Source organism: Shimia marina (assembly GCF_001458175.1).
In the GTDB taxonomy this organism is placed as follows: domain Bacteria; phylum Pseudomonadota; class Alphaproteobacteria; order Rhodobacterales; family Rhodobacteraceae; genus Shimia; species Shimia marina.
Genome location: NZ_CYPW01000010.1, coordinates 14,154 through 40,431 on the forward strand (window position 1 = coordinate 14,154; position 26,278 = coordinate 40,431).

23 protein-coding genes and 1 pseudogene are annotated in these 26,278 nt (G+C 55.3%); 11 read left to right on the forward strand and 13 right to left on the reverse strand.

What is annotated here, in order from left to right; all coding sequences use genetic code 11:
• Together SHM7688_RS20000 and SHM7688_RS06990 are read right to left on the reverse strand one after the other, a co-directional pair.
• Window positions 1-1,742, reverse strand: a pseudogene (locus tag SHM7688_RS20000) (2Fe-2S iron-sulfur cluster-binding protein); the annotation flags it as partial.
• Window positions 1,739-2,068 carry a sarcosine oxidase subunit delta gene (locus SHM7688_RS06990; protein ID WP_058239225.1) on the reverse strand — a complete coding sequence of 110 codons (330 nt, stop codon included), beginning with the start codon at window positions 2,066-2,068 and terminating at the stop codon, window positions 1,739-1,741. The pseudogene SHM7688_RS20000 and the gene SHM7688_RS06990, both read right to left, overlap by 4 nt.
• A gap of 194 nt (window positions 2,069-2,262) precedes the next feature.
• Here SHM7688_RS06990 and SHM7688_RS06995 point away from each other — a divergent pair, with 194 nt between their 5' ends.
• Window positions 2,263-2,523, forward strand: coding sequence for a hypothetical protein (locus SHM7688_RS06995; RefSeq protein WP_058239226.1), 261 nt, complete (start codon window positions 2,263-2,265; stop codon window positions 2,521-2,523).
• Here SHM7688_RS06995 and SHM7688_RS07000 read toward each other — a convergent pair.
• Window positions 2,517-3,764 (reverse strand): sarcosine oxidase subunit beta family protein, encoded by a 1,248-nt coding sequence (locus SHM7688_RS07000; RefSeq protein ID WP_058239227.1) that lies wholly within the window; start codon window positions 3,762-3,764, stop codon window positions 2,517-2,519. The two genes, SHM7688_RS06995 and SHM7688_RS07000, sit on opposite strands and share 7 nt — an antisense overlap.
• Window positions 3,765-3,941: 177 nt before the next feature.
• Here SHM7688_RS07000 and ccmI point away from each other — a divergent pair, with 177 nt between their 5' ends.
• Genes ccmI through SHM7688_RS07015 form a run of 3 tightly spaced genes read left to right on the forward strand, consistent with a single transcriptional unit; the run spans window position 3,942 to window position 5,895 of the window.
• Window positions 3,942-5,183 (forward strand): c-type cytochrome biogenesis protein CcmI, encoded by a 1,242-nt coding sequence (gene ccmI, locus SHM7688_RS07005; protein ID WP_058239228.1) that lies wholly within the window; start codon window positions 3,942-3,944, stop codon window positions 5,181-5,183.
• Window positions 5,180-5,665, forward strand: a complete 486-nt coding sequence (gene ruvX / locus SHM7688_RS07010) for a Holliday junction resolvase RuvX (RefSeq protein ID WP_058239229.1) — start codon at window positions 5,180-5,182, stop codon at window positions 5,663-5,665. The genes ccmI and ruvX overlap by 4 nt, the downstream gene beginning before the upstream one ends.
• Window positions 5,662-5,895, forward strand: coding sequence for a DUF1289 domain-containing protein (locus SHM7688_RS07015; protein WP_058239230.1), 234 nt, complete (start codon window positions 5,662-5,664; stop codon window positions 5,893-5,895). The genes ruvX and SHM7688_RS07015 overlap by 4 nt, the downstream gene beginning before the upstream one ends.
• A gap of 82 nt (window positions 5,896-5,977) precedes the next feature.
• Here the strand turns inward: SHM7688_RS07015 and SHM7688_RS07020 are convergent, their stop codons facing one another.
• The 4 genes from SHM7688_RS07020 to dusA form a co-directional block, all read right to left on the reverse strand.
• Entirely contained in the window at window positions 5,978-7,333 is a 1,356-nt protein-coding gene (locus tag SHM7688_RS07020) for a calcium-binding protein (RefSeq protein ID WP_058239231.1), read from the reverse strand.
• 155 nt (window positions 7,334-7,488) lie between these two features.
• Window positions 7,489-8,277 (reverse strand): hypothetical protein, encoded by a 789-nt coding sequence (locus tag SHM7688_RS07025; protein WP_058239232.1) that lies wholly within the window; start codon window positions 8,275-8,277, stop codon window positions 7,489-7,491.
• A complete protein-coding gene (locus SHM7688_RS07030; RefSeq protein WP_058239244.1) occupies window positions 8,271-9,098 on the reverse strand; it encodes a sulfite exporter TauE/SafE family protein in 828 nt (275 codons plus the stop codon). The genes SHM7688_RS07025 and SHM7688_RS07030 overlap by 7 nt, the downstream gene beginning before the upstream one ends.
• Before the next feature lie 110 nt (window positions 9,099-9,208).
• Complete coding sequence (gene dusA, locus SHM7688_RS07035; RefSeq protein WP_083498977.1) at window positions 9,209-10,201, reverse strand: tRNA dihydrouridine(20/20a) synthase DusA; 993 nt, start codon at window positions 10,199-10,201, stop codon at window positions 9,209-9,211.
• A gap of 277 nt (window positions 10,202-10,478) precedes the next feature.
• On the opposite strand from dusA, the gene SHM7688_RS07040 reads away from it, so the two are divergent.
• From SHM7688_RS07040 to SHM7688_RS07075, 7 genes are all read left to right on the forward strand, one after another.
• Window positions 10,479-11,741, forward strand: a complete 1,263-nt coding sequence (locus tag SHM7688_RS07040) for a tyrosine-type recombinase/integrase (protein ID WP_223229300.1) — start codon at window positions 10,479-10,481, stop codon at window positions 11,739-11,741.
• A gap of 109 nt (window positions 11,742-11,850) precedes the next feature.
• Window positions 11,851-12,135 carry a pyocin activator PrtN family protein gene (locus SHM7688_RS07045; RefSeq protein WP_058239234.1) on the forward strand — a complete coding sequence of 95 codons (285 nt, stop codon included), beginning with the start codon at window positions 11,851-11,853 and terminating at the stop codon, window positions 12,133-12,135.
• Window positions 12,136-12,790: 655 nt separating this feature from the next.
• Window positions 12,791-14,320: an IS21 family transposase gene (gene istA, locus SHM7688_RS07055; protein ID WP_058239236.1), complete on the forward strand. Its 1,530-nt coding sequence runs from the start codon at window positions 12,791-12,793 to the stop codon at window positions 14,318-14,320.
• Window positions 14,310-15,101: an IS21-like element helper ATPase IstB gene (gene istB / locus SHM7688_RS07060; protein WP_058239237.1), complete on the forward strand. Its 792-nt coding sequence runs from the start codon at window positions 14,310-14,312 to the stop codon at window positions 15,099-15,101. Before istA ends, istB begins: the two co-directional genes overlap by 11 nt.
• Window positions 15,102-15,160: 59 nt before the next feature.
• A complete protein-coding gene (locus SHM7688_RS07065; RefSeq protein WP_058239238.1) occupies window positions 15,161-15,973 on the forward strand; it encodes an AAA domain-containing protein in 813 nt (270 codons plus the stop codon).
• A gap of 51 nt (window positions 15,974-16,024) precedes the next feature.
• Window positions 16,025-16,681 carry a DEAD/DEAH box helicase gene (locus SHM7688_RS07070; protein ID WP_058239239.1) on the forward strand — a complete coding sequence of 219 codons (657 nt, stop codon included), beginning with the start codon at window positions 16,025-16,027 and terminating at the stop codon, window positions 16,679-16,681.
• On the forward strand, window positions 16,678-17,343 hold the full coding sequence (locus SHM7688_RS07075; protein WP_165759805.1) for a HEPN domain-containing protein: 666 nt from the start codon (window positions 16,678-16,680) through the stop codon (window positions 17,341-17,343). The genes SHM7688_RS07070 and SHM7688_RS07075 overlap by 4 nt, the downstream gene beginning before the upstream one ends.
• Window positions 17,344-17,404: 61 nt before the next feature.
• Here SHM7688_RS07075 and SHM7688_RS19855 read toward each other — a convergent pair whose 3' ends face one another.
• From SHM7688_RS19855 to SHM7688_RS20005, 6 genes are all read right to left on the reverse strand, one after another.
• On the reverse strand, window positions 17,405-18,862 hold the full coding sequence (locus SHM7688_RS19855) for a hypothetical protein (protein WP_199556612.1): 1,458 nt from the start codon (window positions 18,860-18,862) through the stop codon (window positions 17,405-17,407).
• A 31-nt stretch (window positions 18,863-18,893) separates the two neighbouring features.
• Window positions 18,894-22,109, reverse strand: coding sequence for a DEAD/DEAH box helicase (locus SHM7688_RS07085; protein WP_058239240.1), 3,216 nt, complete (start codon window positions 22,107-22,109; stop codon window positions 18,894-18,896).
• Window positions 22,109-23,419: an EH signature domain-containing protein gene (locus tag SHM7688_RS07090; RefSeq protein ID WP_058239241.1), complete on the reverse strand. Its 1,311-nt coding sequence runs from the start codon at window positions 23,417-23,419 to the stop codon at window positions 22,109-22,111. Before SHM7688_RS07090 ends, SHM7688_RS07085 begins: the two co-directional genes overlap by 1 nt.
• Entirely contained in the window at window positions 23,416-24,492 is a 1,077-nt protein-coding gene (locus SHM7688_RS07095) for an OmpA family protein (protein WP_058239242.1), read from the reverse strand. The genes SHM7688_RS07090 and SHM7688_RS07095 overlap by 4 nt, the downstream gene beginning before the upstream one ends.
• Window positions 24,489-25,949 carry a hypothetical protein gene (locus tag SHM7688_RS07100; RefSeq protein WP_144432515.1) on the reverse strand — a complete coding sequence of 487 codons (1,461 nt, stop codon included), beginning with the start codon at window positions 25,947-25,949 and terminating at the stop codon, window positions 24,489-24,491. The genes SHM7688_RS07095 and SHM7688_RS07100 overlap by 4 nt, the downstream gene beginning before the upstream one ends.
• A 66-nt stretch (window positions 25,950-26,015) precedes the next feature.
• On the reverse strand, window positions 26,016-26,278 hold a 263-nt coding region (locus tag SHM7688_RS20005), incomplete at its 5' end, for a hypothetical protein (RefSeq protein WP_233486598.1).

The following is a 26,278-nucleotide window of genomic DNA, read 5'->3' on the forward strand; positions in this document are numbered from 1 at the left end:
GGCTGATTAAGTGCATCAGAAAGCACAGCCAAGCCATTGATGTTGCTCAACTTACCCTGATCTGTCGCCATACCAAGCGTGGTATAACGCTTGGTATGTTCAACGCTTTCATAGCCTTCCTGAGCGGCCAGACGCACGTCAGAGACCTTCACGTCATTCTGATAATCCAGCCAGGCTTTCATGCGCAGTTTCGGGCCAGCACCCTGCGGCATCAGCCACACAGCCTGCATGGCGCGCTCTACGTCACTCTCACCTTTTGGTACCACGCTGGCGTCGGCCTCACAGCCTGCGGCTTTTGCCGCGGCAACACCCGCCTCATGGGCATTTGCCAGGACATCGCCAAGACCCAAAGGCCCACTTGCGCTGCCAGAGGTGGTCACAAAGGCTTTGCCATCATGGCTGGTTGGTGCGCGATCCGCATCTGGGCGGAAGTGAGACTGCGTCTCATCCCAGATCAGCTTGCCGCCGCAATGGGACCAGAGGTGTACAACCGGCGACCAGCCGCCAGACATGGCCACCGCGTCGCAGGAGATTTCCTCCAGCGTTGCGCCTTCACCTGCCTGCGCACAGATCGCAACACCGGTCACACGCTTGCCGCCTTTGACTTTTGCGATGCCTTTGCCAAGCTCAACACGGATCCCCATGCCTTTGGCTTCGGTCATCAGTGCGCCGCCGCCATTGGCCCGCGCATCAAGGATCACAGGCACATCAAGGCCCGCTTTCTTCAGCGCGATTGCCGTGCGATAGGCATCGTCATTGTTGGTCACAACAACCGTGCGATCCCCGGAGGAGACCCCGAAGTTCTCGGCATAGTCGCGCACAGCGGAGGCCAGCATCACACCTGGAATATCGTTGCCAGCAAAGGACAGCGGGCGCTCAATCGCACCCGTGGCGGTCACGATCTGTTTGGCGCGAATACGCCACAGGCGATGACGCGGACCATCGGTGAGCGGCGCGTGATCTGTCACACGCTCATAGCCCAGCACATAGCCATGGTCATAAACGCCAGCCCCCATCATGCGGTTGCGCAGCGTGACATTCTCCATGCCTTCAAGCTCTGCCACAGTCGCCGCAATATACTCGGCCACAGGCGCGCCTTCGACGGTGCCGCCATCCACAGAAGCGCGGCCACCCCAATGGGCGGTCTGCTCCATCAACAGAACCTTGGCACCGGACTGTGCCGCAGCCTTGGCAGATTGCAGGCCCGCGATACCGCCGCCCACAACAACCACGTCAAAGAAGGCATAGAAATGCTCATAACGATCTGCATCGCGGTCTTTGGGTGCTTTGCCCAGACCAGCAGACTGGCGCACAATCGGCTCAAACACATGTTTCCACGCCGCTGCGGGCGCCATGAAGGTCTTGTAGTAAAACCCTGCAGGCAGGAAGCGCGCCGCATAGTTGTTCACCACACCCACATCGAATTCCAGAGACGGCCAGTGGTTCTGTGAAGACGCGGTCAGCCCGTCAAACAGCTCGGTTGTGGTGGCACGTTGGTTCGGCTCAAACTTGCCGCCCTGCCCCATATTCACCAGCGCATTGGGCTCTTCGGCACCAGAGGCCACAACCCCACGGGGGCGGTGGTATTTGAACGACCGGCCCATCAGCATCTGGTCATTTGCCAGAAGCGCTGAGGCCAATGTGTCGCCTTCATATCCGGTGAACTGTTTGCCGTTGAAGCTGAACTTCACCTGTTTGGCGCGGTCAAGAAGCCGCCCGCCTGTGCTCAGACGTGTGCTCATGAGAATTCCCTCCACGACCAATTCGGTTGAACGGCCGAGATCTTGTCTTTGATGTCTTGTGGCGGTTCCAGCGTTTGCGCGGAGTATGTGCCAAAGACCTGAAGCGTCATGGTGCAACGCGCCGCGTGGAAAAACTTGCCGCAACCGTTGGAATGGCGCCAGCGCTCAAAATGCACGCCCTTGGGGTTCTCGCGCATGAAGAGATAGCCTTCAAACTCATCATCACTGGAGCCAGGGCCAAAGCGCTTCAGATGCGCCTCGCCTTCGGCATGCAGTTCAGTTTCCTCGGCCCAGACGCCGCAATAGGGGCATTGAAGGGTTAGCATGATGCGAACTCCATACTCTTTGTTTTAGTGGACTTATCCACAAAGGCGATAAAGGGGATTTTCGGCGAAAACCCGTTTAACCACTCAGATATCCACAGTCTGTCCACAAAAACATACAATTTGCCGAGTGACTGTCTTGAAGATAACCTCGAATCAGGAACCAAACGAGAACGGAATCCACCAGAGGCTAAATCATGAAATTGTTGAGCAACTATCTGAACCATTTAGACTTCGACCTCCAAGAAGCGCTTTTGGCCAAGGAAAGAGTAATTGAACTCTTCGAAATTCGGCGTGCTGCTTACCAGCGGGCCGAATACCATTACTCGGTCGCCAAAGAGGAATTCAGAGATGCCTCCGTCCTGATGGCGAACTTGAACCAACGCATTGGGGAGCTTCAATCTGAGCGTTTTCAGTTTGAAGAAGAATGGGACGACTGGAAGAAACCCCATCAGTGAGCTACCCCGGCCGCGACGCTTTCGTCGATGAAGCGGCCTTCGATGAAACGTTCCATACCAAACTCTGCCGAAAGCGGGCCCGGCTCGCCTTTGGCGATCAGCTCCGCAGTGGCCCAGCCACCGCCCGGAATGGCTTTAAAGCCGCCAGTGCCCCAGCCTGCGTTGATAAAGCAGTTGCCAAGTGGCGTTTTGCCAATCACCGGGGAGCGGTCGCCGGTCACATCCACGATGCCGCCCCACTGGCGCAGCATCTTCAGACGGCTGACCATTGGGAAGGTTTCGACCAGCGCACGCACGGTCTCCTCAACGTGATGGAAGCTGCCGCGCTGGGTGTAGTTGTTGAACCCGTCGGTGCCGCCACCAATCACCATCTCACCTTTGTCAGACTGAGACATGTAGCCGTGCACAGTGTTGGCCATCACAACCACATCCATGCAGGGTTTGATCGGCTCAGACACCAGCGCCTGAAGCGCAACAGATTCCATCGGCAGACGGAAGCCCGCCATATTGGCGAGATCGCCAGAGTTGCCCGCCACAACAAGACCCAGCTTGTCACAGTCAATCGGGCCTTTAGTGGTGTCCACACCGGTGACCTTGCCGCCCTCTTGGCGCACGCCGGTCACTTCGCATTTCTGGATGATGTCCATGCCCATGTCAGAGCAGGCACGGGCATAGCCCCAGGCCACTGCATCGTGACGACCTGTGCCACCGCGTTCCTGCCAGAGACCACCCAGAACCGGATAACGTGGGCCGTCGATGTTGATGATCGGCACCAGCTCTTTCACGCGCTCCGGCCCGATGAATTCGGTTTTCACGCCCTGCAACGCATTGGCATGCGCGGTGCGCTGATAGCCGCGCACCTCATGCTCGGTCTGCGCCAGCATGATCACGCCGCGTGGGGAGAACATCACGTTGTAGTTCAGATCCTGAGACATGGTCTCATAAAGCGAACGGGCCTTTTCATAAAGCGCCGCCGAAGGATCCTGCAGATAGTTGGAACGGATGATCGTCGTGTTACGACCCGTGTTCCCGCCACCAAGCCAGCCTTTTTCAATGATGGCCACATTGGTAATGCCGAAATTTTTGCCAAGATAAAAGGCCGTGGCGAGACCATGCCCACCAGCACCAACGATGATCACATCGTATTTCTTCTTGGGTTCAGGAGACCGCCACGCACGTTCCCAGCCCGTATGATAACGGGCCGCTTCGCGGGCGATGGCAAAGGCTGAATATCTTCTCATGTGCGTGATTCCGATATGGGGCAACTTAAGATAGTTTATGAACTTTTTGTTGAGACGCACACCACGCTCATACCGTCTATTTGCGTTCCTGTTGCGACATGTGGTGCCGCTCACGCGATTTTCGCTTTCAGCCGCCCCTTGGCGACACTACATGTATGGCAACTTCGTGGAGGCCATATGATTTTCTGGATAACAGCGACCGCGTTGACACTGATCACAGCGGGTTTCTTTGCACTCGCGCTGATACGGCGTCCGGCAAATGAGGAACACCCGGCAGCCTATGATCTGCGGGTGTATCGCGATCAGCTTAAAGAGGTCGATCGTGATCTCGCCCGTGGCGTCATCGCCCAGGCGGATGCAGAGCGGATCCGCACAGAGGTCTCGCGGCGTATTCTTGCGGCAGATGCCCAGATGCAGAAACAAGACAGCGCCGCAAAGGGCACCGGCAAAGGCGCAGGCCTTGCGGCTCTTGCGCTGGGTCTGTTTGTCGTTGCAAGCAGCTTTGCCCTTTACATCTGGCTTGGCGCGCCAGGTTATCGGGACATGCCGCTACAACTCCGCTTGGAACTGGTCGCCGAAGACATGCAGAACCGACCGTCTCAGGCAGAAATGGAGGCCCGTCTGCCTGCAATCGATCCCGCAACGCCTGAGCCTGAGTTTGCCGAACTGATGGCCAAGCTGCGCGCTGCCGTGGCGGAGAACCCTGATGATTTGCAAGGGCAGATGCTGCTGGCACGCAATGAGGCCAATCTCGGCAACCTTCAGGCCGCCTACGCGGCGCAGGAAAAAGTGCTCACGCTGAAAGGTGCCGAGGTCAGTGCGGGCGACTACGTGACACATGCCAGCATGATGATCGCAGCGGCACAGGATTATGTCTCACCAGAGGCGGAAGCAAGCCTGCGCGCAGCGCTGGCAAAAGATCCGCTCAACAATCTGGGTCGGTATTATTATGGCCTGATGATGTGGCAAGGCGGACGCCCCGATGCGGCGTATAGAATTTGGGATCAGGTGCTGCGCCAGAGCCCGGCAGATGCGCCCTGGGTGCCCTCCATTCGCGCCACGATCACAGAACTCGCATGGTACGCGGGTATCGACTACAAGATGCCTGAACTGGTTGCCGACCATAGCAGCCAACTTGCCGGGCCAACCGCCGAAGATGTGCAAGCCGCACAGGATCTTTCTCAAGAAGACCGTCAAGCCATGATACAGGGCATGGTGAGCCAGCTGTCCGATCGGCTTGCCACAGAGGGCGGCACACCAGAAGAATGGGCGCGTCTGATTGCGGCCTATGGCGTGCTCGGAGAAAATGAACGCGCGGCAACCATCTGGCAAGAGGCGCAGCAGGTCTTTGAGAACGTTCCGGAAGCCTTGGCAATTGTACGTACAGGCGCTGAACGCGCAGGAGTGGCGCAACCATGAGCGAAATTTACCAAACCATCGAAGACTTGGCTCCCAACCTGCCCCCCATGCGGGCCTTGATGGGGCTTGATCTTGGCACAAAAACCATCGGCGTCGCCGTCAGCGACAGCATGCGGTCAGTGGCCACCCCCATTGAGACTGTGAAACGCAAAAAGTTTGGTGTGGACGCGCAAAGGCTGGTGGACATCATCAAAGACCGCGATATCGGCGGCATCATCCTTGGCCTGCCCATGAATATGGACGGCAGCGAAGGCCCCCGTGCCCAGTCCACCCGCGCGTTTGCTCGCAATCTGGCACCGCTGGTGGATCTGCCCATCGGCTTTTGGGACGAAAGACTTTCCACGGTGGCCGCCGAAAGAGCGCTTTTGGAGGCGGATACGTCGCGTAAACGTCGCTCTGAGGTTATCGACCACGTTGCCGCCTCCTATATCCTACAGGGGGTTCTTGATCGGCTGACCCATATCGGGAGTGGTGCACTGTGAGCAAAGACACGGTTTGGAAACGCAACGAAGTTGAAAGCCCCTGCGTGCGCCAATGTGTCGTGCACCCCGAAGCACGCATCTGTACGGGATGCATGCGCACGATTGATGAAATCACGCAATGGAGCAAAATGACCGCTGATGAACGCAGCGCCATCATGCTCGAATTGCCCACACGCGCGCCACTGCTCAAAAAGCGGCGCGGCGGTCGCGCTGCACGGCTTCAGCGCTAACCCCTTCAAACGCAACGCGCCCCGCCCAAGGCTTAAAAAGCTGTGAGACGGAGCGCGCCAAAACCACCAGAACCCTCAGATTTTAGGGGGTCGAAGGTGTTGGTGTGGGCGTTGGTGCGGGTGAAGAGGAGGCCGGCACAATATCGCTCTCCACAATTGCCACATCACTCGCCTCAAGGGACGCCGCGCGCACTTCGGCAACCGGCTGTCCATCAAGGCTGACTGTGATCCAACCAGCGCCAAGATCCGCTGAAGGTGCAAAGGTCACCGTGCCATCCGTCTCCCCCTCTGGCACCAGGATCACAATGGAGTCTTCGCCCGTGTAATCTTCGATTTGAGGCAGGTTGTCCGCATCCACCCAGGCACCAGTATTGAAGATATCCGCCCCCGCACCGCCAAAGGCGGTATCGCCAGAGCCCAGCAAGAAGGCATCATTTCCGGCTTCACCGCGCAGCGTGTCTGCGTCTGGTGTCGCGCTCTCCTCGATCACGCCATCATCATTGCTGTCGTCCACACCAGACAGGATGTCATTGCCCGCGCCGCCCAAAAGACTGTCCGCGCCGTCTCCGCCAATCAGCGTGTCATCGCCACGGCCGCCAAAAAGCGTATCGGCCCCAGCTTCGCCAAGCAGGCTGTCATCACTGGTGGCACCAGACAGAATATCATCCCCTGCGCCCCCTTGAAGCGTGTCATCGCTGTTGCCGCCCCAAAGGCTGTCATTGCCTTCGCCGCCAATCAGCGTGTCGTTCTGATCACCGCCACGCAGCGTATCGTCACCTTCACCGCCATCCAGCAGATCCGCACCAACACCGCCAATCAGCACATCCTGACCGGCTTCCCCGGAGAGAACGTCATCACCGGCCTCGCCAAGCAAACGGTCATCCCCTTCGCCACCTTCAAGCGAGTCATCCCCGCGCGCGCCTTCAACAGTGTCGTTGCCAGCGCCTGCTTCCACAAAATCATCCCCCCAGCCAGCAAGGATGCGATCATTGCCCTCATTGCCCTCCAGCGTGTCATCCCCCGTACCACCACCAAGGACGTCATTACCTTCGCCGCCAGACAGGACGTCATTGTTGTTGCCGCCTGCCAACAGATCATCGCCATCACCACCGATCAGCGTATCGTTCTGATCGCCGCCGCGCAGCGTGTCGTTGTCGTCACCTCCGTCCAGGCGGTCTGCACCATCGCCACCAATCAGCAGATCGGCACCGGCACCGCCGTTGACAACATCGTTGCCCCCTGCCCCATCAAGACGGTCATTTCCAGCACCACCCGTCAACGTTTCATCTGAAGCGTCGCCGTTCTGTGTGTTGCCCTCAACCACATCAACTTCATCCAGGGTATTCACCCCTGCATCACTTTGATTGTCGTCGTCGTCATCCAATATAAGGGCTGTTCCCGCGATCGCGGCCAAACCCAACAAAAGAAACAGTTCCATGAGATACCAAGCCTAAAGTTCACGATTATCAATTGTGAATCTTTATTGATTCAATTTCTACGGAAGTACAGCCTCACGCAGACACAGTCCCCAGCAGAAGGCCAATGCCCGGCGAGGAGAAGGATTGTTTCCAAAACCTTAGGTATCGTTGCGATTTATCCGCCATCTTGGGCGATCCAAGAGGGAACACCTCCAGCAAGGATGGGGCGGAAATAGGCCACTGCACGACAGGGCGACTCAACGTCTCCACCAATCCATGGCGCAACACCGTGCAAAGTCAGACGATGCATCACAATCGCCTCACCCGGCTGCGCGCAAACAGGCACCCTGTTGCAAGTTTCAAAAATTGTCTTGCGGGTTTCCTGATAGACTGCGCGCACGTCGATCTCATGCCAAGTCTCAGGCAGATGCGGGGCAAAGGCCTCACCCAACGCCTTGCGTAGAATCTCGTGACTGCCTTCCCAGATCACCAGAGGTGACTCCGAAAAGGCGTTTGTCGTGAGTGGCATCCCCAAAATCCAGGCATGTGGCTCTTCCACACGGCGGCCGCCGTCTTCTCCGCGCAAAAGGCCATCCAAATGCGCAGCATCACGATTGCGCCGATACCGAAGCCCCGCTTCATTCTCCCCACGGCGTGCTTTGGGATATCCTGGAAAAACAACTGACATCTGCGCAGGGTGTAAATCTGGCAAAGCCCCAAACAGCGCCTCAATGGCCCGCTTGGGCCCCGCAGGCAAATCTGGTCCACCGGGCAGCTTGCCCGCCGCATCATTGTTCAGCGCATCCACGCCAATGAACCATGTGCCCTCACAATCCCACCAAGGATCGTGCTCAGGTGCGTGCATACTCTGCTGCCCTGCCTCCCAAGCATGCTCCGCCCAGGCTTTGACCTTGGCATCAAACGGCAATTTAGCCCAGCCTTTCTCAAACAGATCCGTCACCATCCGAACGCCTTTCTCAGCATGTTGAGGGCCACCAAAGTCAAGAAAACGGCAAAGACGCGCTTCAACGGTTTGGGATCCATGGCATGCGCAAGCTTCACCCCAAGCGGCGCAGTCATCAGCGTCATGGCGATGATGATGAAAAACGCCCCAAGGTTCACCGCGCCGATCGTCAAAGGCGGGCGATTTGCCGGGTCGATGTCCACAAAGAGAAATCCAATCACCGCCGGAACCGCAATGGTCACACCAAAGCCTGCCGCCGTTGCAACCGCACGGTGAATGGGCACGTTGAACAATGTCATAAGCGGCACGCCAAAGCTGCCACCGCCAATGCCCATCAACACCGACAGAAATCCAACAGCCGGGCTCAGAGACAAACGCTTTGCCCCGCCCGGCATGGTCTGCCCCAACCGCCAATGCGCCTTACCAAGCCCCATATAGGCTCCAATCACCAGCGCAAGGCACCCAAACACGATCTGCAGCGTCACAGAGCGCAAATTGGCAGCAACCATCACCCCGACGATAGCCCCCAGCACAATGCCCGGAGCCCAGCCGCGCAGAATTTCCCAGTCCACCGCGCCCTTCTTATTGTGGCTGGCAACTGACCGCAGCGAGGTCACAATAATTGTGGCAAGTGATGTGGCCAAACAGACCTGCATGAGCTGTGGCCCGCCATAGCCGAGCCCTTGAAAGGCATAGAAAAACGCAGGCACCAGAACGATACCGCCGCCCACCCCCAAAAGCCCGGCCAGCACCCCGGCCAAGGCACCAATCGCCAACAAAAGGACAAGCATTTGCGCCAGCAGCATGGGATCATGAGACATCTTTGGGCTCCGAGGATTGTGTTCGCGCGCAAGGTAAAGCCGAAAACCCAAACCGCTGCAAGCGCCACCAATGCGGGCCCCGATCACATAGCTCTGAAAGACCGCGGGCGTCAGGCGGCCGTGCGCGTGACAAAATCCAGTGCCGTCAAAACCGTCTCAGTATCGGCCTCTTTGCGCGTGGCGTTTTCAGAAAGGTATCTGCGCCACGCCCGCGCACCAGGACGTCCTGCAAACAGCCCAAGCATGTGGCGCGACACCTGATGCAGCTTGCCCCCCTGGCTCAGATGCGCCTCAATATAGGGCAGCATCGCATGCACCACAGCCACTGCATCGCTATCAGACCCCCGGCCATAAATCCGACGATCCGCCTCACAGAGTACATCCGCCGGCGTATGATAGGCCGCACGCCCAATCATCACCCCATCAAGGCCTTGCGACAAATGCAATTCCGCCTCTTCCAGAGTTTGCACCCCACCGTTCAGGGACATGTGCAAATGTGGAAAGGCCTGCTTCATCTGATGCACCAACGGATAGTCCAACGGCGGAATATCGCGATTCTCTTTTGGGCTCAGCCCCTGCAACCAGGCCTTTCGCGCATGCACAGACACCCGTGTCACACCTGCCTTTGACATGGTTTCCAGAAATCGTGGCAAGACCTCTGCGGGCTCCTGGTCATCCACCCCGATGCGGCACTTCACCGTCACAGGCACAGAAACCACGTCCTGCATCGCCTTGACACAGTCGGCAACAAGATCAGGGCTGCGCATCAGAATGGCCCCAAAGGTGCCAGATTGCACACGGTCACTTGGGCACCCACAATTGAGATTGATCTCATCATAGCCATGCGCTTCAGAAAGCACCGCCGCCTTGGCCAATTCCGCCGGATCTGAGCCCCCAAGCTGCACCGCAACGGGGTGTTCTTCATCACTGAACTCCAGAAGATGCACCGCCCCCCCACGCACCAAAGCAGGCGCCGTGACCATTTCTGTGTAAAGCAACGTCTCCTTGGACAGCAGCCGATGCAAAAAACGACAATGGCGATCCGTCCAATCCATCATGGGTGCCACGCTTAAACGCGCTGCTTTTTGTGCGTTATTTTTCAAAGCGTTAACTCCATTCAGCTCCAAACTTCGCGTAGCACGATTACCCCTGTTTTCACCGTATTTCCGGGGATTTTCGGAGGTTCTCGATTCGAGCGTGCTACGGTGTAGCACATCCAAAGCCTACAAACAGCGGCCCAAATGCAGCTGGTTCCTGGCCCGGGCACCACCGGCTCAATCTTCCCTTCTTCCCTCGGAATTTGGCTATCAAACCCCGGAATCTTTTTTCGTGCGGTCGAACCGAATTCCCTATCATCGAAATCAAGATGGGACGAATTCCATGACCACTATCAACAAAAGCACAACGGATGTGCTCGCAGCGATTACTGCCCAGAACCTCTTCCACCGCTCCCCTTCTCAAGCAACCGCTGTGACTGCTGCCGGGGTTTCAGAAAGCACCATGCCGAGCTCGTCGGCCGAGCAGAAAGAAAAGAAACCTCGCAAAGAGGTCCCAGAGAAAAAATTCGAGGAACAGAACATCACCCGGTTTGAAGGTAAGAATGGAAAGTTCTCCTACCGGGTGCAAATCCGAAAGCGTGTGGATGGCAAACAGCACAGCCTCACGAAAACCTTCAAGCACCTGCCAAACGCAAAAAAATGGCGAAACCACCAACTCCGCGACATCGAGCTAAACGGGTTTCCAATTCAAATCGTGACGGAAACTACAATCTCAGATGTCATCGACGATCGTTTGAAGCGCGGGAAAACCCTTGGCCGATCTGCCCTTCAAGTGCTGACTTTCATCAAAGCCGACGAGTTCGGAAAGACCAAGGTCTCAACCCTGACCCAACAACAACTATACGATTATGCGGATCTATTGTCGGCTGGTGAAAGAATGCCGCAGACTGTCGCGGGATATATGACTCACCTGGCGAGGACACTCTCCTGGGCCAAGGACCGAGGTGCCTTGTTTCCGATCGAAGTGGTAAGTCTGGCCATGCGAACTCTTTGGGAAGATGAGGTTCTGGCTCGATCCGAAGAGCGCGATCGCCGACCAGACCTCTGTGAGCTGAACAAAATCCTGACTGCTATCTCGGAAAATCCTCGGCAGAAGATCCCCGCCGATATCCTGGCGGTCTTTGCAATCTATTCGGCGCGTCGTCTGAGCGAAATCTGCAGACTGAGGTGGGATGATCTGCGCGTGAATAGTGGCACGATCCTCGTGCGCGATATGAAACATCCCAGGCAAAAAAAGGGAAACAACGTTTGGTGTACTCTTCCGAGCGAAGCGTTGGAGATTATCCTGGCAATGCCCAGGACATCTGAGTTCATCTTCCCTTACAATCCGCGCTCGGTTGGGACGGCATACCGCCGCCACCGGGACAAGGTCGGAGTCGTCGATCTGCGCTTCCATGACTTTCGGCACGAAGCCATCAGTCGGCTTTTCGAGATGGGAAAGTCTGCTTCATTCGTCAGAAAGATCTCAGGTCACAAGAATGGTGGATGCCTTTACCGCTACGAACACGTCGAAGAAGAAGGCGACAAATACGCCAACTGGCACTGGCATCAACTGATCCTGGAGAAATGCAAGGCACTTCACTGATGACCCCGATGGCCGGGCTCAATGCATCGGCCATCAAACTTCTATCAAACCAGTTTTCCGCCTTTTGAAGCAGAAACGCATTTCCTCTCCACAAGCAAAGGAGACCAAGATGAAAACCATCGACATGCTGCTCGCCCATTTCGGCGGAAATCCGATTATCCCGCTGGAACACGTAGCGCAGTATTTGAACTACAAACCGGATACGCTGAAGCAAAAAATCGACGGCGGCGACATCCGCTTGCCCTACACTGGAGTGGAGAACTACAGCCAGAAGGCTCAGAAGTTCATACAGCTCACGGATCTTGCTCGACTGATTGACGTTCAGTTCACAGCTGCGCAGGAGAAATTCGCTTCTATCTGGGAAGACGCCGCGTTCGACGCGAGCGCCCGTTGAACCCGACCTGACGGCGCCTTGAAGAGTGATCTATGTGTCCACAAACGATAGTGGACACCATGAGGCATTCTGTGAGCAGACGGAAGAAGCGGTTTTGGTCGGACGAAGAAGAGCGCGAGATTTTGCGCGCAGGCAATGACGCCGGAGATTTCAGTGGCACTGGTGGCACAGCGTTATGCAGTCAATGCGAACCCCATTTTCGAATGGTTGAAGGATCCTCACTTTTTCCGTCATGAGATGCGCCGTCCCAATTTCAGCTTGCTGAGAAGGGGGCGGTGTCCGATCACACCAAGCCTACTTTATGTCAGTATTATAAAGGAGTTCGACTTTCATTTCGCTCTCACGTTCATTGTTGAATAGAGTCCAGCGCTGACTATTGAGGATACTTCCATCGTCGCAAATATTCTTTGTTGATGTCGGCGTGGAATTTGGATGCAATACGATCCAGAGCACACCAAAAGCCGCGTCTCGCTTGCCATATTCAAGACCGTGCGTGTCCAAAATTCTGCTAATTTCGGAAATCAGCGCTCTATCATCCATTGTGTTGAATGTCACTGAGAACTGACCCGGTAGCCCCATAAATTGTCACTGAGAATTGACCCATGTGAACACATGGCCCTGACGTTTTTGTTCAGGGAGATTTGGAGTGATCGACATGGGATTTTTGAGTGTCATTCGACGCTGGGCATTGCGTGATAAAATGCCGATACGAGAGATTGCGCGGCGCACTGGGCTGTCTCGTAACACCATCCGGAAATACCTGCGTGAAGGCGCCGCCGAACCGACGTTCAAGACGCCATCGCGGCCAAGCAAATTGGATCCTTACGCGGATCGGCTGTCTGCATGGCTTTTGGCGCAGACGCGTAAGTCGCGTAAAGAGCGCCGGACCGTGAAGCTGATGCATGAGGACTTGGTCAAGCTCGGGTACGATGGATCTTATGAGCGTGTGGCGGCTTTTGCCCGCGCATGGCGCGCTGATCGGCACCGGGTGGAACAAACGACAGGGCGCGGGACGTTTGTGCCGTTGGTGTTCCAGCCCGGCGAGGCGTTCCAGTTCGATTGGAGCGAAGACTGGGCTACGATTGGTGGCGAACGCGTCAAACTGCAAGTTGCGCACACCAAGCTGTCGCATAGCCGCGCGTTCATTGTCCGTGCCTACCCTTTGCAAACGCATGAGATGTTGTTCGACGCGCACTGGCATGCCTTCCGCGTGTTTGGCGGTGTTCCGGGGCGTGGGGTCTATGATAATATGAAGACTGCGGTCGACCGTGTTGGGCGCGGCAAGCAACGTGATGTCAACGCACGCTTCCAATCCATGGCCAGCCATTACGTCTTTGAACCAGAGTTCTGCAATCCAGCAGCGGGCTGGGAGAAAGGTCAGGTCGAGAAGAACGTCCGCGATGCCCGGAACCGGCTGTGGCAGGTCATGCCTGTCTTCAAGGATCTGGAAGAGTTGAACCAGTGGCTTGAGGATCGTTGCGTTGCGCTCTGGTCAGAGACGGCGCACCGGGAATTACCAGGTTCAATCGCCGATGCCTGGGAAGCTGAGAAGTCTGTGCTGATGGTTCTCCCACCCGCCTTTGACGGGTTTGTCGAACACAGCAAGCGCGTGTCACCAACATGCCTGATCACCTTCGAACGCAACCGGTACAGCGTGCCTGCCAGTTTTGCGAACCGGCCTGTCAGCCTTCGTGTTTACCCAGAACGGTTGGTCATTGTTGCAGAGGGACAAACTGTCTGCACCCATGATCGGATCATAGAACGCTCTCACCGCAAACCTGGCAGGGTCATCTATGACTGGCGTCATTATCTGGCGGTCATTCAACGTAAACCGGGCGCATTACGTAATGGTGCGCCGTTTACAGAGATGCCTGATATCTTCTGTCGGCTACAAAACCACATGCTGCGTAAGCCAGGCGGTGACCGGGAAATGGTCGATATCCTGTCCCTTGTTTTACACCACGACGAAAGCGCCGTTCTGCGAGCCGTCGAACTGGCGCTAGAAGCTGGGGTGCCAACCAAGACGCATATCCTGAACCTGTTGCACAGGCTGATCGATCCCAAGCAGACAGATCATCCGAAGATCGATCCACCAGATGCCCTCGCCTTGGAAACCGCCCCAAAGGCAAATGTGGATCGCTATGATGACCTGAGACAGGCCGGGGAGAAGCGCAATGCGTCATGATCCAGCAGGGGCTTCTATTATCATCATGCTGCGCAGTCTAAAGCTGCACGGCATGGCACATGCGGTCGATGATTTGGTTGCACAAGGTGCGCCCGCGTTTGAGGCAGCCACACCCATGTTGTCTCAACTGCTCAAGGCGGAAATGGCAGAACGTGAGGTGCGTTCAATTGCTTATCATACGAAGGTTGCACGCTTCCCGTCATACAAAGACCTCGCTGGGTTCGATTTTGCATCAAGCGACATCAACGAAGCCACAGTCCGGCAATTACATCGCGGCGAGTTCATAGAGAACGCAGAAAACGTCGTTCTGATTGGCGGACCTGGCACCGGCAAAAGCCATGTCGCCACAGCTATCGGCGTGCAGGCGATCGAGCATCATCGACGCAAGGTGCGCTTCTACTCCACCGTCGAATTGGTCAATGCATTGGAGCAGGAAAAGGCTCTTGGAAAGGCTGGGAAATTGGCTGAGATGCTCACAAAGATCGACTTGGTCATCCTTGATGAACTCGGCTATCTGCCGTTCAGTCCGTCCGGCGGCGCACTGCTGTTCCACCTTCTGAGCAAACTCTATGAGCGAACCAGCGTCGTCATCACGACCAACCTCAGCTTCAGTGAATGGGCGCAGGTATTCGGTGACGCAAAGATGACAACAGCGCTGCTCGACCGCCTCACACATCGCTGCCACATCTTAGAGACCGGCAACGACAGCTACCGCTTCAAAGCTAGCTCAGAGGCAGCAAAGAAAACCACAAAGGAGACCACCACATTGACCAAAGCATAGCCGCCGATACATAACTAAGAGCGGGTCAAATCTCGGTGACAATACCGGGTCAGTTCTCAATGACATTCAACAGTGCGGTTCTCATGCTGCCCGATAGCCAAACCGCAACCCTGTCAATCAAAAGCATCGACAGGACGCGGCGCCGGGTTACCTTGCGGATCGGCCAATCGAAGGGGGTCGATCTCCCCGACCGGCTGAACCTCCTGCCGGACTTCGCCATCAATGCCCGACCGATCCCTGATGCAATTGCCACGGTGGCAACCGATCAATGTGGCGCCAAAGCCAATCGCGCCGCGGACGATCTCCTTGCCCGCAACCCTCCCCGATTTCATAGCGGCTTCACTTTGCCAGACGGGCCGGATGGAGATCCCGTAGAGAACCTGAGGAATGCGGTGCGCGCCATGAACGAGACCGTTTTGCCGGTCCAAGGTCCTCCCGGAACCGGAAAGACCTATGTGACCGCCCGCGCCATTCTGGCACTGGTCAGGGATGGCAAGCGCGTTGGGGTTGCCTCCAACAGTCACGCCGCGATCCGAAACGTCCTCATGGGCTGCGTCGACGCCCTGGAAGAAGGCGACCTGGATATCACGCTGGAAGATGTGGAGATCGCCCACAAGGAAGGTCAGGGCATGGATCCTTTGCCTGATTGGTACGAAACCATCGCCGCCATCAAGAGAAATCAGGATCAGCGCCTGACAGGTTCCCACGTTGTCGGCGGCACCGCCTGGCTCTTTTCCCGTCCCGAACTTGCCGACACCTTCGACTACCTGTTCATCGACGAGGCAGGGCAAGTCTCTCTGGCAAACCTCGTTGGAATGTCGAACGCCGCGCGGAATCTGGTGCTGGTTGGCGATCCATGCCAGCTCCCCTAGGTCATCCAAGGATCACATCCTCCCCCAGCGGATCTGTCCTGCTTGGAATGGATGCTTGGCGGCGACGCCATCGTCCCCCCAGATCGTGGTCTTTTCCTGTCCACGACACGGCGCATGCACCCGGATCTTTGTGCCTACGTTTCGGAACAGTTCTACGAAGGTCAGCTTCATTCCCACGAAAGCACTGAGAACCAACGGGTTCTGGCCGAACTCCTCCCGGAAACAGGTGCTTGGATGATACCGGTCGACCACAGCGGGCGTGCGCAGGAGTGCCCCGAGGAAGTTGCCGCGATAACGGCAACTGTTGAGACACTGCTAAATGGAACATGGCGCGACAAGGATGGGTACGAACGCGCAATGCGTCCCAACGACATCATCGTCGTGGCCCCCTACAACGCCCAGGTCAACGCCCTGTCCGATGCCCTTCCCGGCATCCGCGTCGGCACCGTCGATCGATTTCAGGGCCAGGAGGCACCAATCGCCCTGATCTCGATGACGGCATCCTCTGCCGAGGAAACTACACGAGGCCTCGAGTTTCTGTTGTCCCGCGAACGTCTGAATGTTGCTGTGTCGCGCGGCAAGGCGCTCAGCCTTGTCTTTGCCTCCCCTCGCCTTTTGTCGACACCTTGCGCGACCGTGGACCAGATGCGCCTCGTCAATACTCTCTGCGCCCTCCCTCTCCCGCCCTTAGGAGGAACAACCCCATGAGGAACATGCCAACCGACCTGACTTTTCAGGAGCTGAAAGACAAGCAGCGCGAAATCCGGGATGGATTCCCCGAGGCCTTCGGCCTTCGGATCCACCGGGCCATCAGCTGGGTCGGACGCGCCGAGAAGGACGCCAGCGATCTGGACGCCGCTTTCCTGTTCTACTGGATTTCTTTCAATGCAGCCTACGCGGACGAACGTGACGCACAGAACGAGCGCGACATGTTCAATTGGCTGTTCACTCACCTGACCGAGCTTGACCCTGAAAATCGCCTCTATGCAGCAGTCTGGAACCGGTTCACCGGGCCGATCCGGCTCTTTATTGAGAACCAGTTCGTGTTCTCGCCCTTCTGGGCCCATCACAACGGACACCCAGGGCACGATGACTGGCAAGAGCGCTTCGACAGGGCTCGCAGTGCCTTTCACAGAGCGCTGGCGGAACAGAGGACTGTCGACATCCTGTCGATGCTGTTCGACAGACTCTACGTACTACGCAATCAGCTGATCCATGGAGGCGCAACTTGGAATTCGAGGGTGAACCGCGACCAGCTTCGGGACGGTGTCGCCATCTTGTCGGTTCTGATGCCTGTCATGATCGACATCATGATGGACAATGCAGACGAGGAATGGGGCAGACCCTTTTACCCGGTGGTAGAGGGCTGAAGTTTTCCTACAGCCAGGATCCGCTGTGAAGCGGTCTTCATTAGGTCTGCAGGAAGCACTCCTATAGCCCACGTACCAAGTTGATTAGACGACGAAATTCAACATCGGGCGACGCCTGTTTCCAGAAATTGATAAAACGGCATACCAGTTGAACATTCTCGAACGAGTAATGGCCGTCACTGTCAATCCGGTCCAAGGAAGGCAGCATGTTTTTGTCGTCATGCCTTCCGAGATACTGAAAAGGAAGCCCAGTAATAGCGCAGCGCCCTTCCTGGATCTCCAACAAATTGCGGATCTGTTTCTCAAGCTCCACTTCTGTCATGTGGAGCTCTTTGTTCTTCACCGTGCGTTCCACAACCTGACCATTTGACATGGACACTGTATCCAAAACGGAATGCTTGATGTCATAAATGGATTTTTCCTGCGCGCCCAAAAGAAATCCATCGGCACCGCTACCCGCTTCCAGTTCACCGGCTTCCAGCTCTTTCAGCAGGGATCCATAAACCCACAGAAATGAGTGGGCGTCTACCAAGCGAACGTTCTCCAGCCCTGCGGCCGCTGCGATCTCAGACCGCAGGGCATCGAGCAACCCATTGAACGCTAAATAGTTTTGCCAAGAACAGCTTCGAAGGGTTCGTAGTTCCACTCCCATTTGACAAAATACGCGATCGAACCCGGTTGGCTGAATCGGCATGTATCGACCCATGTCTTTCAGGAAGAACAGATACGCGATTAGTGGATACTTGCGCTGTGTGGCCTCCGCCAGAGCCTCAAAAATCGCACCTGCTTCCGCTCGTTCATGAAACAAGTCAAACAGCAGTCGCTCCATCTTGTGACGGAGTTTGACATCACCACGGGCTTCAAGGATGGCTTTGTGGTCCCGGTTGGCATGGCCGAAACGGTTCTGCCAAAAAACGAGATTGTTAGTCAGGTTACCGTGCGAGGCTTGGATTTCGATAGAAGCGACGACATGGTTCAAGATGTCACCTGAGCCTATCTGTTCTTCCCTCCAAGTCGATGAAGAAAGGCGCTCCAGAGCCAGTTTTCTCAGCCTGGGTTTGTAATTCTCCCAGGCAGCAATCAAACCTTCATCGAAACCCGTGAACGGCGGTGCAGAACGTCGATGGAGCAGTTCTTGGAGATGACCAAAGGTGGATCCGAAATTGATTTCCGTCTCTGCTTGATAGGTATCTGTTTCTTCGGAATGTTCATACCAATTCAGGAAATTCAATAGCCCCTCTTGGGTTTCAATTGCAACCCGGGGTACTCCCCTTCCTTGGTTCAACGCCGAAAGCTCTCCATTCAAATCGTGGTTCATTGCTGGATCAATATTGCTTATACCTCTGATCGCCGGTGCAACGGGAGGCTGATGCCAAATCCGAGCCGATTTCTGTCCTGGACGAATTGCAAGAACTTTCCCCGATTTCGTTCTGAAGCCGATCGCGTAAGCCACGGATTTTGTTGGTTGGCCCAGTGCGTGCTCAAGCAAATCGATGGTTTCGGATACGCTCAAAGTCATTTGAAAACCGCTTTCCTATTCCTCTTTATTTTCAATCCGGCAATACAAAATCTGGCCAGAGCAAAGACCCACCCAGAACAGACATGGGCACATGTGTACCCTCAGGAAAATTGTTGAAATCCGAAAGAACAATCGCTGCAGCATCAGTCTCTGGCCTCAAAACTTCCGGCTTAAGATTTAAGCCATCCAGGGCTACTACGACCGAGGCTCCTCCCCCCTTCAGGCACACCCGAAGTATGTTCTCGCCAAGCTCCTGCGTTTCCAAGTCCGGGCGGCCTGAGAGAACAAGCCCCTCATCTGTGGCGAGACCATCCTCCTCCTCAGCGGAAACGATTGCATCGTAAAGCGCGCGGACCTCGCTCTCATCACTTTCAGGAGGCCATAGAACGCTGTCTGCCAGGGATCTTTTGTTCTTCATCAAGTTCTGCAACAGGCAATCAAAAGAACCGCGCTGGAGGCGCGGGTGTATAGCCAAGGGGATATGCACAGTAACCGGGCGGGTCTGTCCAATGCGGTGAGTTCGGTCGTTGCATTGTTCTTCGACCGCGGGATTCCACCAGCGAGTCAAATGGATCACGTGGTTTGCCGCTGTCAGGGTCAACCCCGTACCTGCCGCACGCGGCCCCAATACCAGGACATCGAAACCTTCATCATGCTGCATATGGCGTTGAAAATGGTCTGTGATTTCCTTTCGATGCGACACCGGTGTTGATCCATTGATGATTTCGACGCGTGGCAAGCCGAATTCGATTTTGACCAGTTCAGCAAACCAGGCTTGAACATCCCTATTCTCGACAAACACGAGCGCCTTTTCCCCCTTTACGCGGATTGCTCGAAGAACATCCATGGCAGCCTCAATACGGGCTGAAGCGTGGATAAAAGTTTCAGGCGCTTCACCTTCCAACAAACCCGGATGCAAGGATGTTCTCCTGATGTGGTGCAGGAGGCCAAACAGGGATTGCCCGGGTTTACGAGCCTCATCATATCTGAGCGCTTGGATCTCTGGCATGATGCGTGGATGCAGCACCCTCACTTTGGGTGGCAGATCCGATGCGGCTTTCTCTTTTGTGCGTCGAATGCCCAATGCCGGGTACCCGTTGATCGACGAGAACACGGCACGGTGCAACTCTTGCATGTTACCCTTCTTTGGAATGTCAAAGGCGATACGAAAATCGTTGAGCGCACCCAGAGCCCCGGGAAACAGCTGATCCATGATAGCCCAAATGTCGCGGGTAGCATTCTCAACGGGAGTTCCTGTCAAACCAATTCGAAAGTCAGCGTTGACAGCCTTCGCCGCATTCGAACGCAACGTTGATGGGTTCTTGAGATTCTGGATTTCATCAAACACGGCGACTGCGAAGGGAGTTTGGGCAAAGGTCACCGCGTAATTTGCCAGAGTTTGGTAAGTGGTAATTACGAGTCGCGGCTCGGAGCAATCAATAAGACTGGAGAGGTCAAGTTTCGCGCGACCATCCTGAATGTCCCTTCCCCGTTCACCCTGAACGCGCCACGCCTTGAGTTCGCGGCCATAGAGGCGAACCGGCTCATCGAAAATACCCGGTATAAGGTGCTTCCTGGTTTCATCTTCCCAATTCCTTAGCAAGGAAGTGGGAGCGACAATGAGAAACGGTTTGGTGGGCAACTCACCTTTCGTCATCCTCTCATTCAACCAAGCCAGGAAAGAAAGCGTTTGAACGGTCTTTCCAAGGCCTTGTTCATCGGCATTCAGGATTCCAGGGAGACCGGCCTCCCATGCCGATACTTGCCAATCAAAGGCGTTTCTCTGATGCGCGTGCAAAGATGTCTTTAGCGAACTGGGCAACTCTTGCTCCGTTGCTGATGGCCTGTCGTGCAACCTTTCGCGGAATTCGAGTTCCCAGAAATTGTCATGCGTCACCGGCAAAATGGCCGTGACCTCGCCTTCTTCTGCCTGATCCTGGCTGGTTCGATTGAGATACAACTCCAGACGCCGTCTCACTGCCTGGATAACCAACTCCGTGACAGGAAGAACTCCTTGTTCAAGCAGGACCTCCAGATCCCCATTCTCCTGCGCAGCAAGGAGTGTCTTCAACACGGTATCCAGATCCTCTTCTGGAATGGTACCCAGGATCTCACCAACGACAGCGTCAATGTCATCAGGCAACCACGACGTGCCAGATCCTTCAAGAATTTCGATTTCGGGCTTAGTCCACTTCCTGATCTCGATAACGCGATCAGTCCACTCCCGCGTTTCAGCCCAAGCTTTTTCGAACTCTGTTTCAACCACATCTACCAGATCGGCAGACGGCATCAGTTCGTTCAGCCGACCCTCATCTATCAAAGCTTGCTCAATCGCCTCTGCAACTAAGCGATCTGCATTTTCGAGGAAATTCCTCTTTTCCTGGTCTGTTCCTCTCGCGTGACGCGAAATCACGTCGACGACGGGCACAACAGACTTGTCCAGGATCAGGAACCTGTTCTCTCCTACCCGATATGCTGGTTGAGCGCCTCGGCGGTTGGAATCTTCTTTGAAGGCAGAAAGCTCATCGCCCTGGAGCGCGGCGGAAACCTCGGACGCCATTTCTCCTTGCCGGATTTGTTGAGATACAAAGGGTAAGGGCGCAAATCCCAATGGTTCCTCGGGTTCGACAGCCAACCCCACCTTATCACACGCGACGATTTCCACCTTTTCCAGATAACGTTCTGGCCGCGTTAATCCGTCATCTTCAAGACCACCCAATGCCGCACGAAACTCCGAAAGAGCGCGCCAATGTTCTGGCAGAGGTCTGCCGCTGTCGAAGGCTTCAGACAAGATGATTGCGTCATAGATCTGCGCAGGCAATCGCATGAAAACGCCGCCAGATTCTACTATCGCACCCGTACGATTGAGCCGAATTTGCCGCTTGTCACGCTCCCACCACCACTGCAGAGCAAAGCTCTCGCTCCCAAGAGATCCGCGCATTTCCGCATGAAACACTACACCTGAGAGTTTCTGGGGTATCCCAAGCACAGAAGCTGACATGTCATCCAGCCGTGACACCATCCAATGATCCAGCCACAAGTAATCAGCCGAAAGTTCATGGTGATCGGAGTCACGATCCAAAGCACGGATCCTCGAAAGGGCAATTGCAAGTGTTCTTTCAGCGCCTGCAAGTGTTTTGAGATCTACAGGTTCCCGTTTCCGAAAGCGTGCAAACAATCCTGTCTTTTGGTGTGAAATTCGAACTCGAAGGCCATTTTCTTCAATATCGAACTGAAACTCATGCATTACAAAACCCGCCTTTGCACCCACTCCATCCAATGCCCGGGTGGATCATGCCTTCTTGCATCCTGGTGGCCCACTGGCAGCAAGATATCGTCAAGATCGTAGTTGCTGAGATAAAGCTCAGGAGTTGCTCGAGATGGTGTCGGAAAAACATGCACCCGAAAACTATGCGAGCCTTCGACAACCGTCTTCGATCCGATCTTCATCATGAGCAGACAGGTATCACTTCGAGTGCCTTGGTGGCCAAAGCTCATGTAGGATGGATCACCCGTACGAGCATAAAGTTCCTTTGCATGGGGCACGGCTTTGCTGCCGAGTGCGACCCACGCTTCCTCAATACGGCCCTTGTCATAGACCCCCATCCAGAACCGTTTTCGATTTGCCCATTGGTGCCCCTGTTCCGATCCTCCTTCTGCCCTGGTCACAATATCGAAAATCGCCTCCATGCTCTTGCGAGCCAACCATTTCAGCAGGATCCGACGATATGGCTGCCCGACCATGGACCAAAAAGCTGGGCGATCAGTCCGAGGGTCGCCAAACCTATTCACCAGCCTTTCCAGGTTGAAATCGCGCAGCTTCTGAGGGCAGTCGGCGGAAACCCAGGGGGATAGAATTTTTTCGACAGTCTCAGCAGCCCAAGGGTCAAAAAGTTTCGGACGGTTTGGCGGCGTTACCCATCCCAGAAGCTTGTCCACGGCCATCTCAGTCTGTGGCATGGGGGTTTGCCTGAGAAATGCGAGATGGGTTTCTCTCATCAAGCCTTCTTCGTGAGGGGCAGGTAAACCTTCAGACTTGAGCCACTGGTAAGGCGTCGAGGCTTCGACCATTCGTGCAGCCATCTTCTCTGCGCCATCTTCAATATCAAGAAAGGCCGGGTGCTTTGCGAACATTCTCTTCCAACGCGTCGGCAGTACGGAGGCCTTTTCAAGCAATAGGTTTGAAAGAGCACGTGTTTTGGCCGCTCGTTTTGACCAACTCACAAAGTATCCCCGGCACATGGCATCGATCAGGGTCGGATTCGTTGTAACCTTCATTTCCTGATCCAGGAAAAGGCGCAACTCCTGTGGGAGTTCAATCTTTTCTCGAAGATGCTCATAAACCGCGATACCAACGTCGCCAGACGTCACTCCTTGCCAGTGTCCCGCCCTATATGCCCCCTCGACTTTACGAAGAATGATTGGGACACCCTCTGGCGCGCGTTTCTCGAGCCCAGGAAAAGTTTCTGCGATCCGTTCTGCGGCCTTATCCAGGGCTCCACCTTTGACGCGAACACTGAAGTCAGGTTTGAGGACAAGTCGATCGGCCAGGCTCATTCGAACTCTCCTCCCTGGAGAAGTTTTTGAATGCGCGCCAGATCATCCAAACCGGACGGTATCGAAGCTTCATCCACCGGCGAGAACATTATGAAACGAATGTCGATACGCCGGTTTGCATCCCGGCCACCTGGTAAGGCTTCATCCGCAATTGGTCGGCCTTCTCCGTAGCCTGACACGGAAAGCACAGGCTGTGCACGCAGGTTAATAAACCCCAGCAGCTGCGGGTTAGCCGCGATCATTTCGCCATAGATTGCTGCACCACGACGGGCACTCAGGTCCATGTTGTGATTATCACTTCCAACACTGTCCGCGTGACCTTCAATCTGCAGCGCGTCGATTACAGCAATATCTTCGTTGCAAGTACTTCCGAGCGTCGATGGTTCTCCCAGAGCGAAACAAGCTATGACATCCTGGAGGATACCAGCAATGAGCCGCATTTTGGCCCGTCCTTGGCGCGATGGTGTCGTTGAATTTGACGCAAAAAGCCCATCACCTCGGAATTGTAGTGCATCCTGGTTGCGCGAAATGCTGACATCGATTGAGGGATCAGCCGCAACGATCCTCTCTCGCAAAACGTGAAGGATCTTGGCTCGCTGCAAAGAGACAACGGTATTGTATCTTTCGATCAAGTTCTCGTCTGAACTGGCAGCTAAGAGCGCATGCAAGCGTTGCAGTTCGTTTCGGAGCAGTGAAATACGTGCCACGGCGGTGTCCCCATCCGCCAGTTCCAACTCTGCATGAATTGCGTCGATATCTTCTTCCAGCGCACGCACTCTGGCCTCAAGCTGCGCTTTTTCAGCCTGCAACTTGGGGATGATGCCTGGGTCTCCTGAACGATAGCTTTCCAACTCCGCAAGGAGCTGTCTGACCTGAAGATCCCGCTGCTCGATGATGCTTTCTGCTTCATCGAGCATATGTTTCGGAACTGTTTCCCCTGGCGTAATCTGGGTGGCGAAGAAGGCGAGCAAAATCATGACGATGAACAAAAAGCTCACTGTCATGTCCGTCATCGACACGAAGACGGATTCTTCCTCCTCTTCCGACAACCTCTGGCGAAACGCATGCCTCATTCTGCAATCGCCTCAACCGACGGCTTGGGCTGGCTCTCCGGCTCGAACGCCTTCGCGTTTTCAATGACCGCCTGGAGAGTTGACAACGCATCGGCGAACCTCTCCTGTATGCCGTTTCCGTGATCTTCGAGCTTGTCGATCGTCTTACTCACTTCGACCTGGTAGGTCTGAAAGGCTTTCTCAAGCTGCCCATCATAGGCGGCTGCTCGGCTCTCGAAGGCTTCAATCAGGCCTTTGATAGACAGCATCGCCTCCAAAACGACCTGTTTCTCCTCCGAAATCGCAGTCTTGGCGGCGTGAACCATTTCGGTTGCGCCTTCGGCTACCCGCAAGTTCGCCGCATTTCCTTCTTTGACGGTTTCCATGACCGTTGGGGCCAAGTCGCCAACCATTCCGCTTGCGCTTGTCAACTTTTCGGACACTTCCTCAAGACGCGAGAGTGCGGAAATCAGGGACTTCGTGGAAGAAGAAAGAGCCTCATCAAATTGTTTACCCGCCAGGTTCAGGTCGTCTCCGATTGAAGACAAGGCATTTGCAGCAGCTTCCATCCTCTCTGATACAGAGTCCAACGAACCGCCAATCCCCGAGGTAATGTCTTTTCCCAGTTGATCGACCATGGTGCCTACATTCTGCACCGACTGTTCCACCACCCTGTTCAATGGCTCGCTCAGCTTCGCAACCAAATGTGTATTCAGTTCAGCCTGTTGTACTGTTTGGTCCTCGATTGCCCTCAGCTGCTTCCCTGCGAGATCCTCCAAGCTGATGAACGCCATATTTTTCTCAAGTACAGCGGCAAAGGAATCGGCCCCCTTTTCAACCTTGGTCGACCAGTACCGCAGACAAAAATTGATTATGATGGAACAGGCCAGCCCACTCAAAGACATAGTGAATTTGGCTGAAGCCTGCCCCAGAAGTTCACGCAACGCACCTACTGTCGCGGCGTTGTCGCTATTCAACAAACCTTGGGTCTGTTGAAGCACTGCCACCAAACCAAGGAAGGTCAACAACAGACCAAGGGAAACGAAGACTCCCGGAACCCATCGCAAAGACTTCAAAGAAAATCCAAGATCATCCACGTTCAAGAATGCTGATGGGCGTATTGAGTTGTGAACCCGCGCCTCGTCGCCCCTGCCGACAACTGTAAGCGTTTCACAATATTCCGAAAATCCGGTCGACAATGCACGGTCGGCTGCGCCCTTCCGACGTTTGAGTGCCGCTCTCAGGGCTTCTGCATCCAAGCCATGACCCGAACTGTCGGAAGCGCGTTCTGCGTCTCTCAGCGCGGCAGCAAGCGCTTGCCTGCGCGACAACGAAATGAGGGAGATCCAAATGACGAATAGCATCATAGCTGCAAAAAGACCCGCGCTGATGATGCCGGGCCAGTGCTCGTCAACGATCATGTTGGCCGCCGACAGGATAAAGTCCCGAACCCAGACGCCTACGCTTTCAAAATCCATTTCGTCTCCAAATCTGAGGGTATCGTCTTTCTGGCAACCCTCTTGTTGCACACAGTTTTTCCACTTTCATTGATGCAACTCAACCATCGAGTGCGCTAATTGTTCACCAGAATCCCCTAAAGCCACAAAGGCATGCTGCCCAACTGTTTGAACAAAAGCACTGTCAATCCATCTGAGGCCCGAAGAAGTTTTTCGTTTGACGCCAATGCACCCATCTTCCCGACGAGACGTCAGGGAGATTGACCCAGCCCCTTGATCCGGGCCGTTTGGATGTAGAATCCGTTCCTGTTTCTTTCTTGTGATTAGGTTGCGGTCAAGGCCTGCTGAGC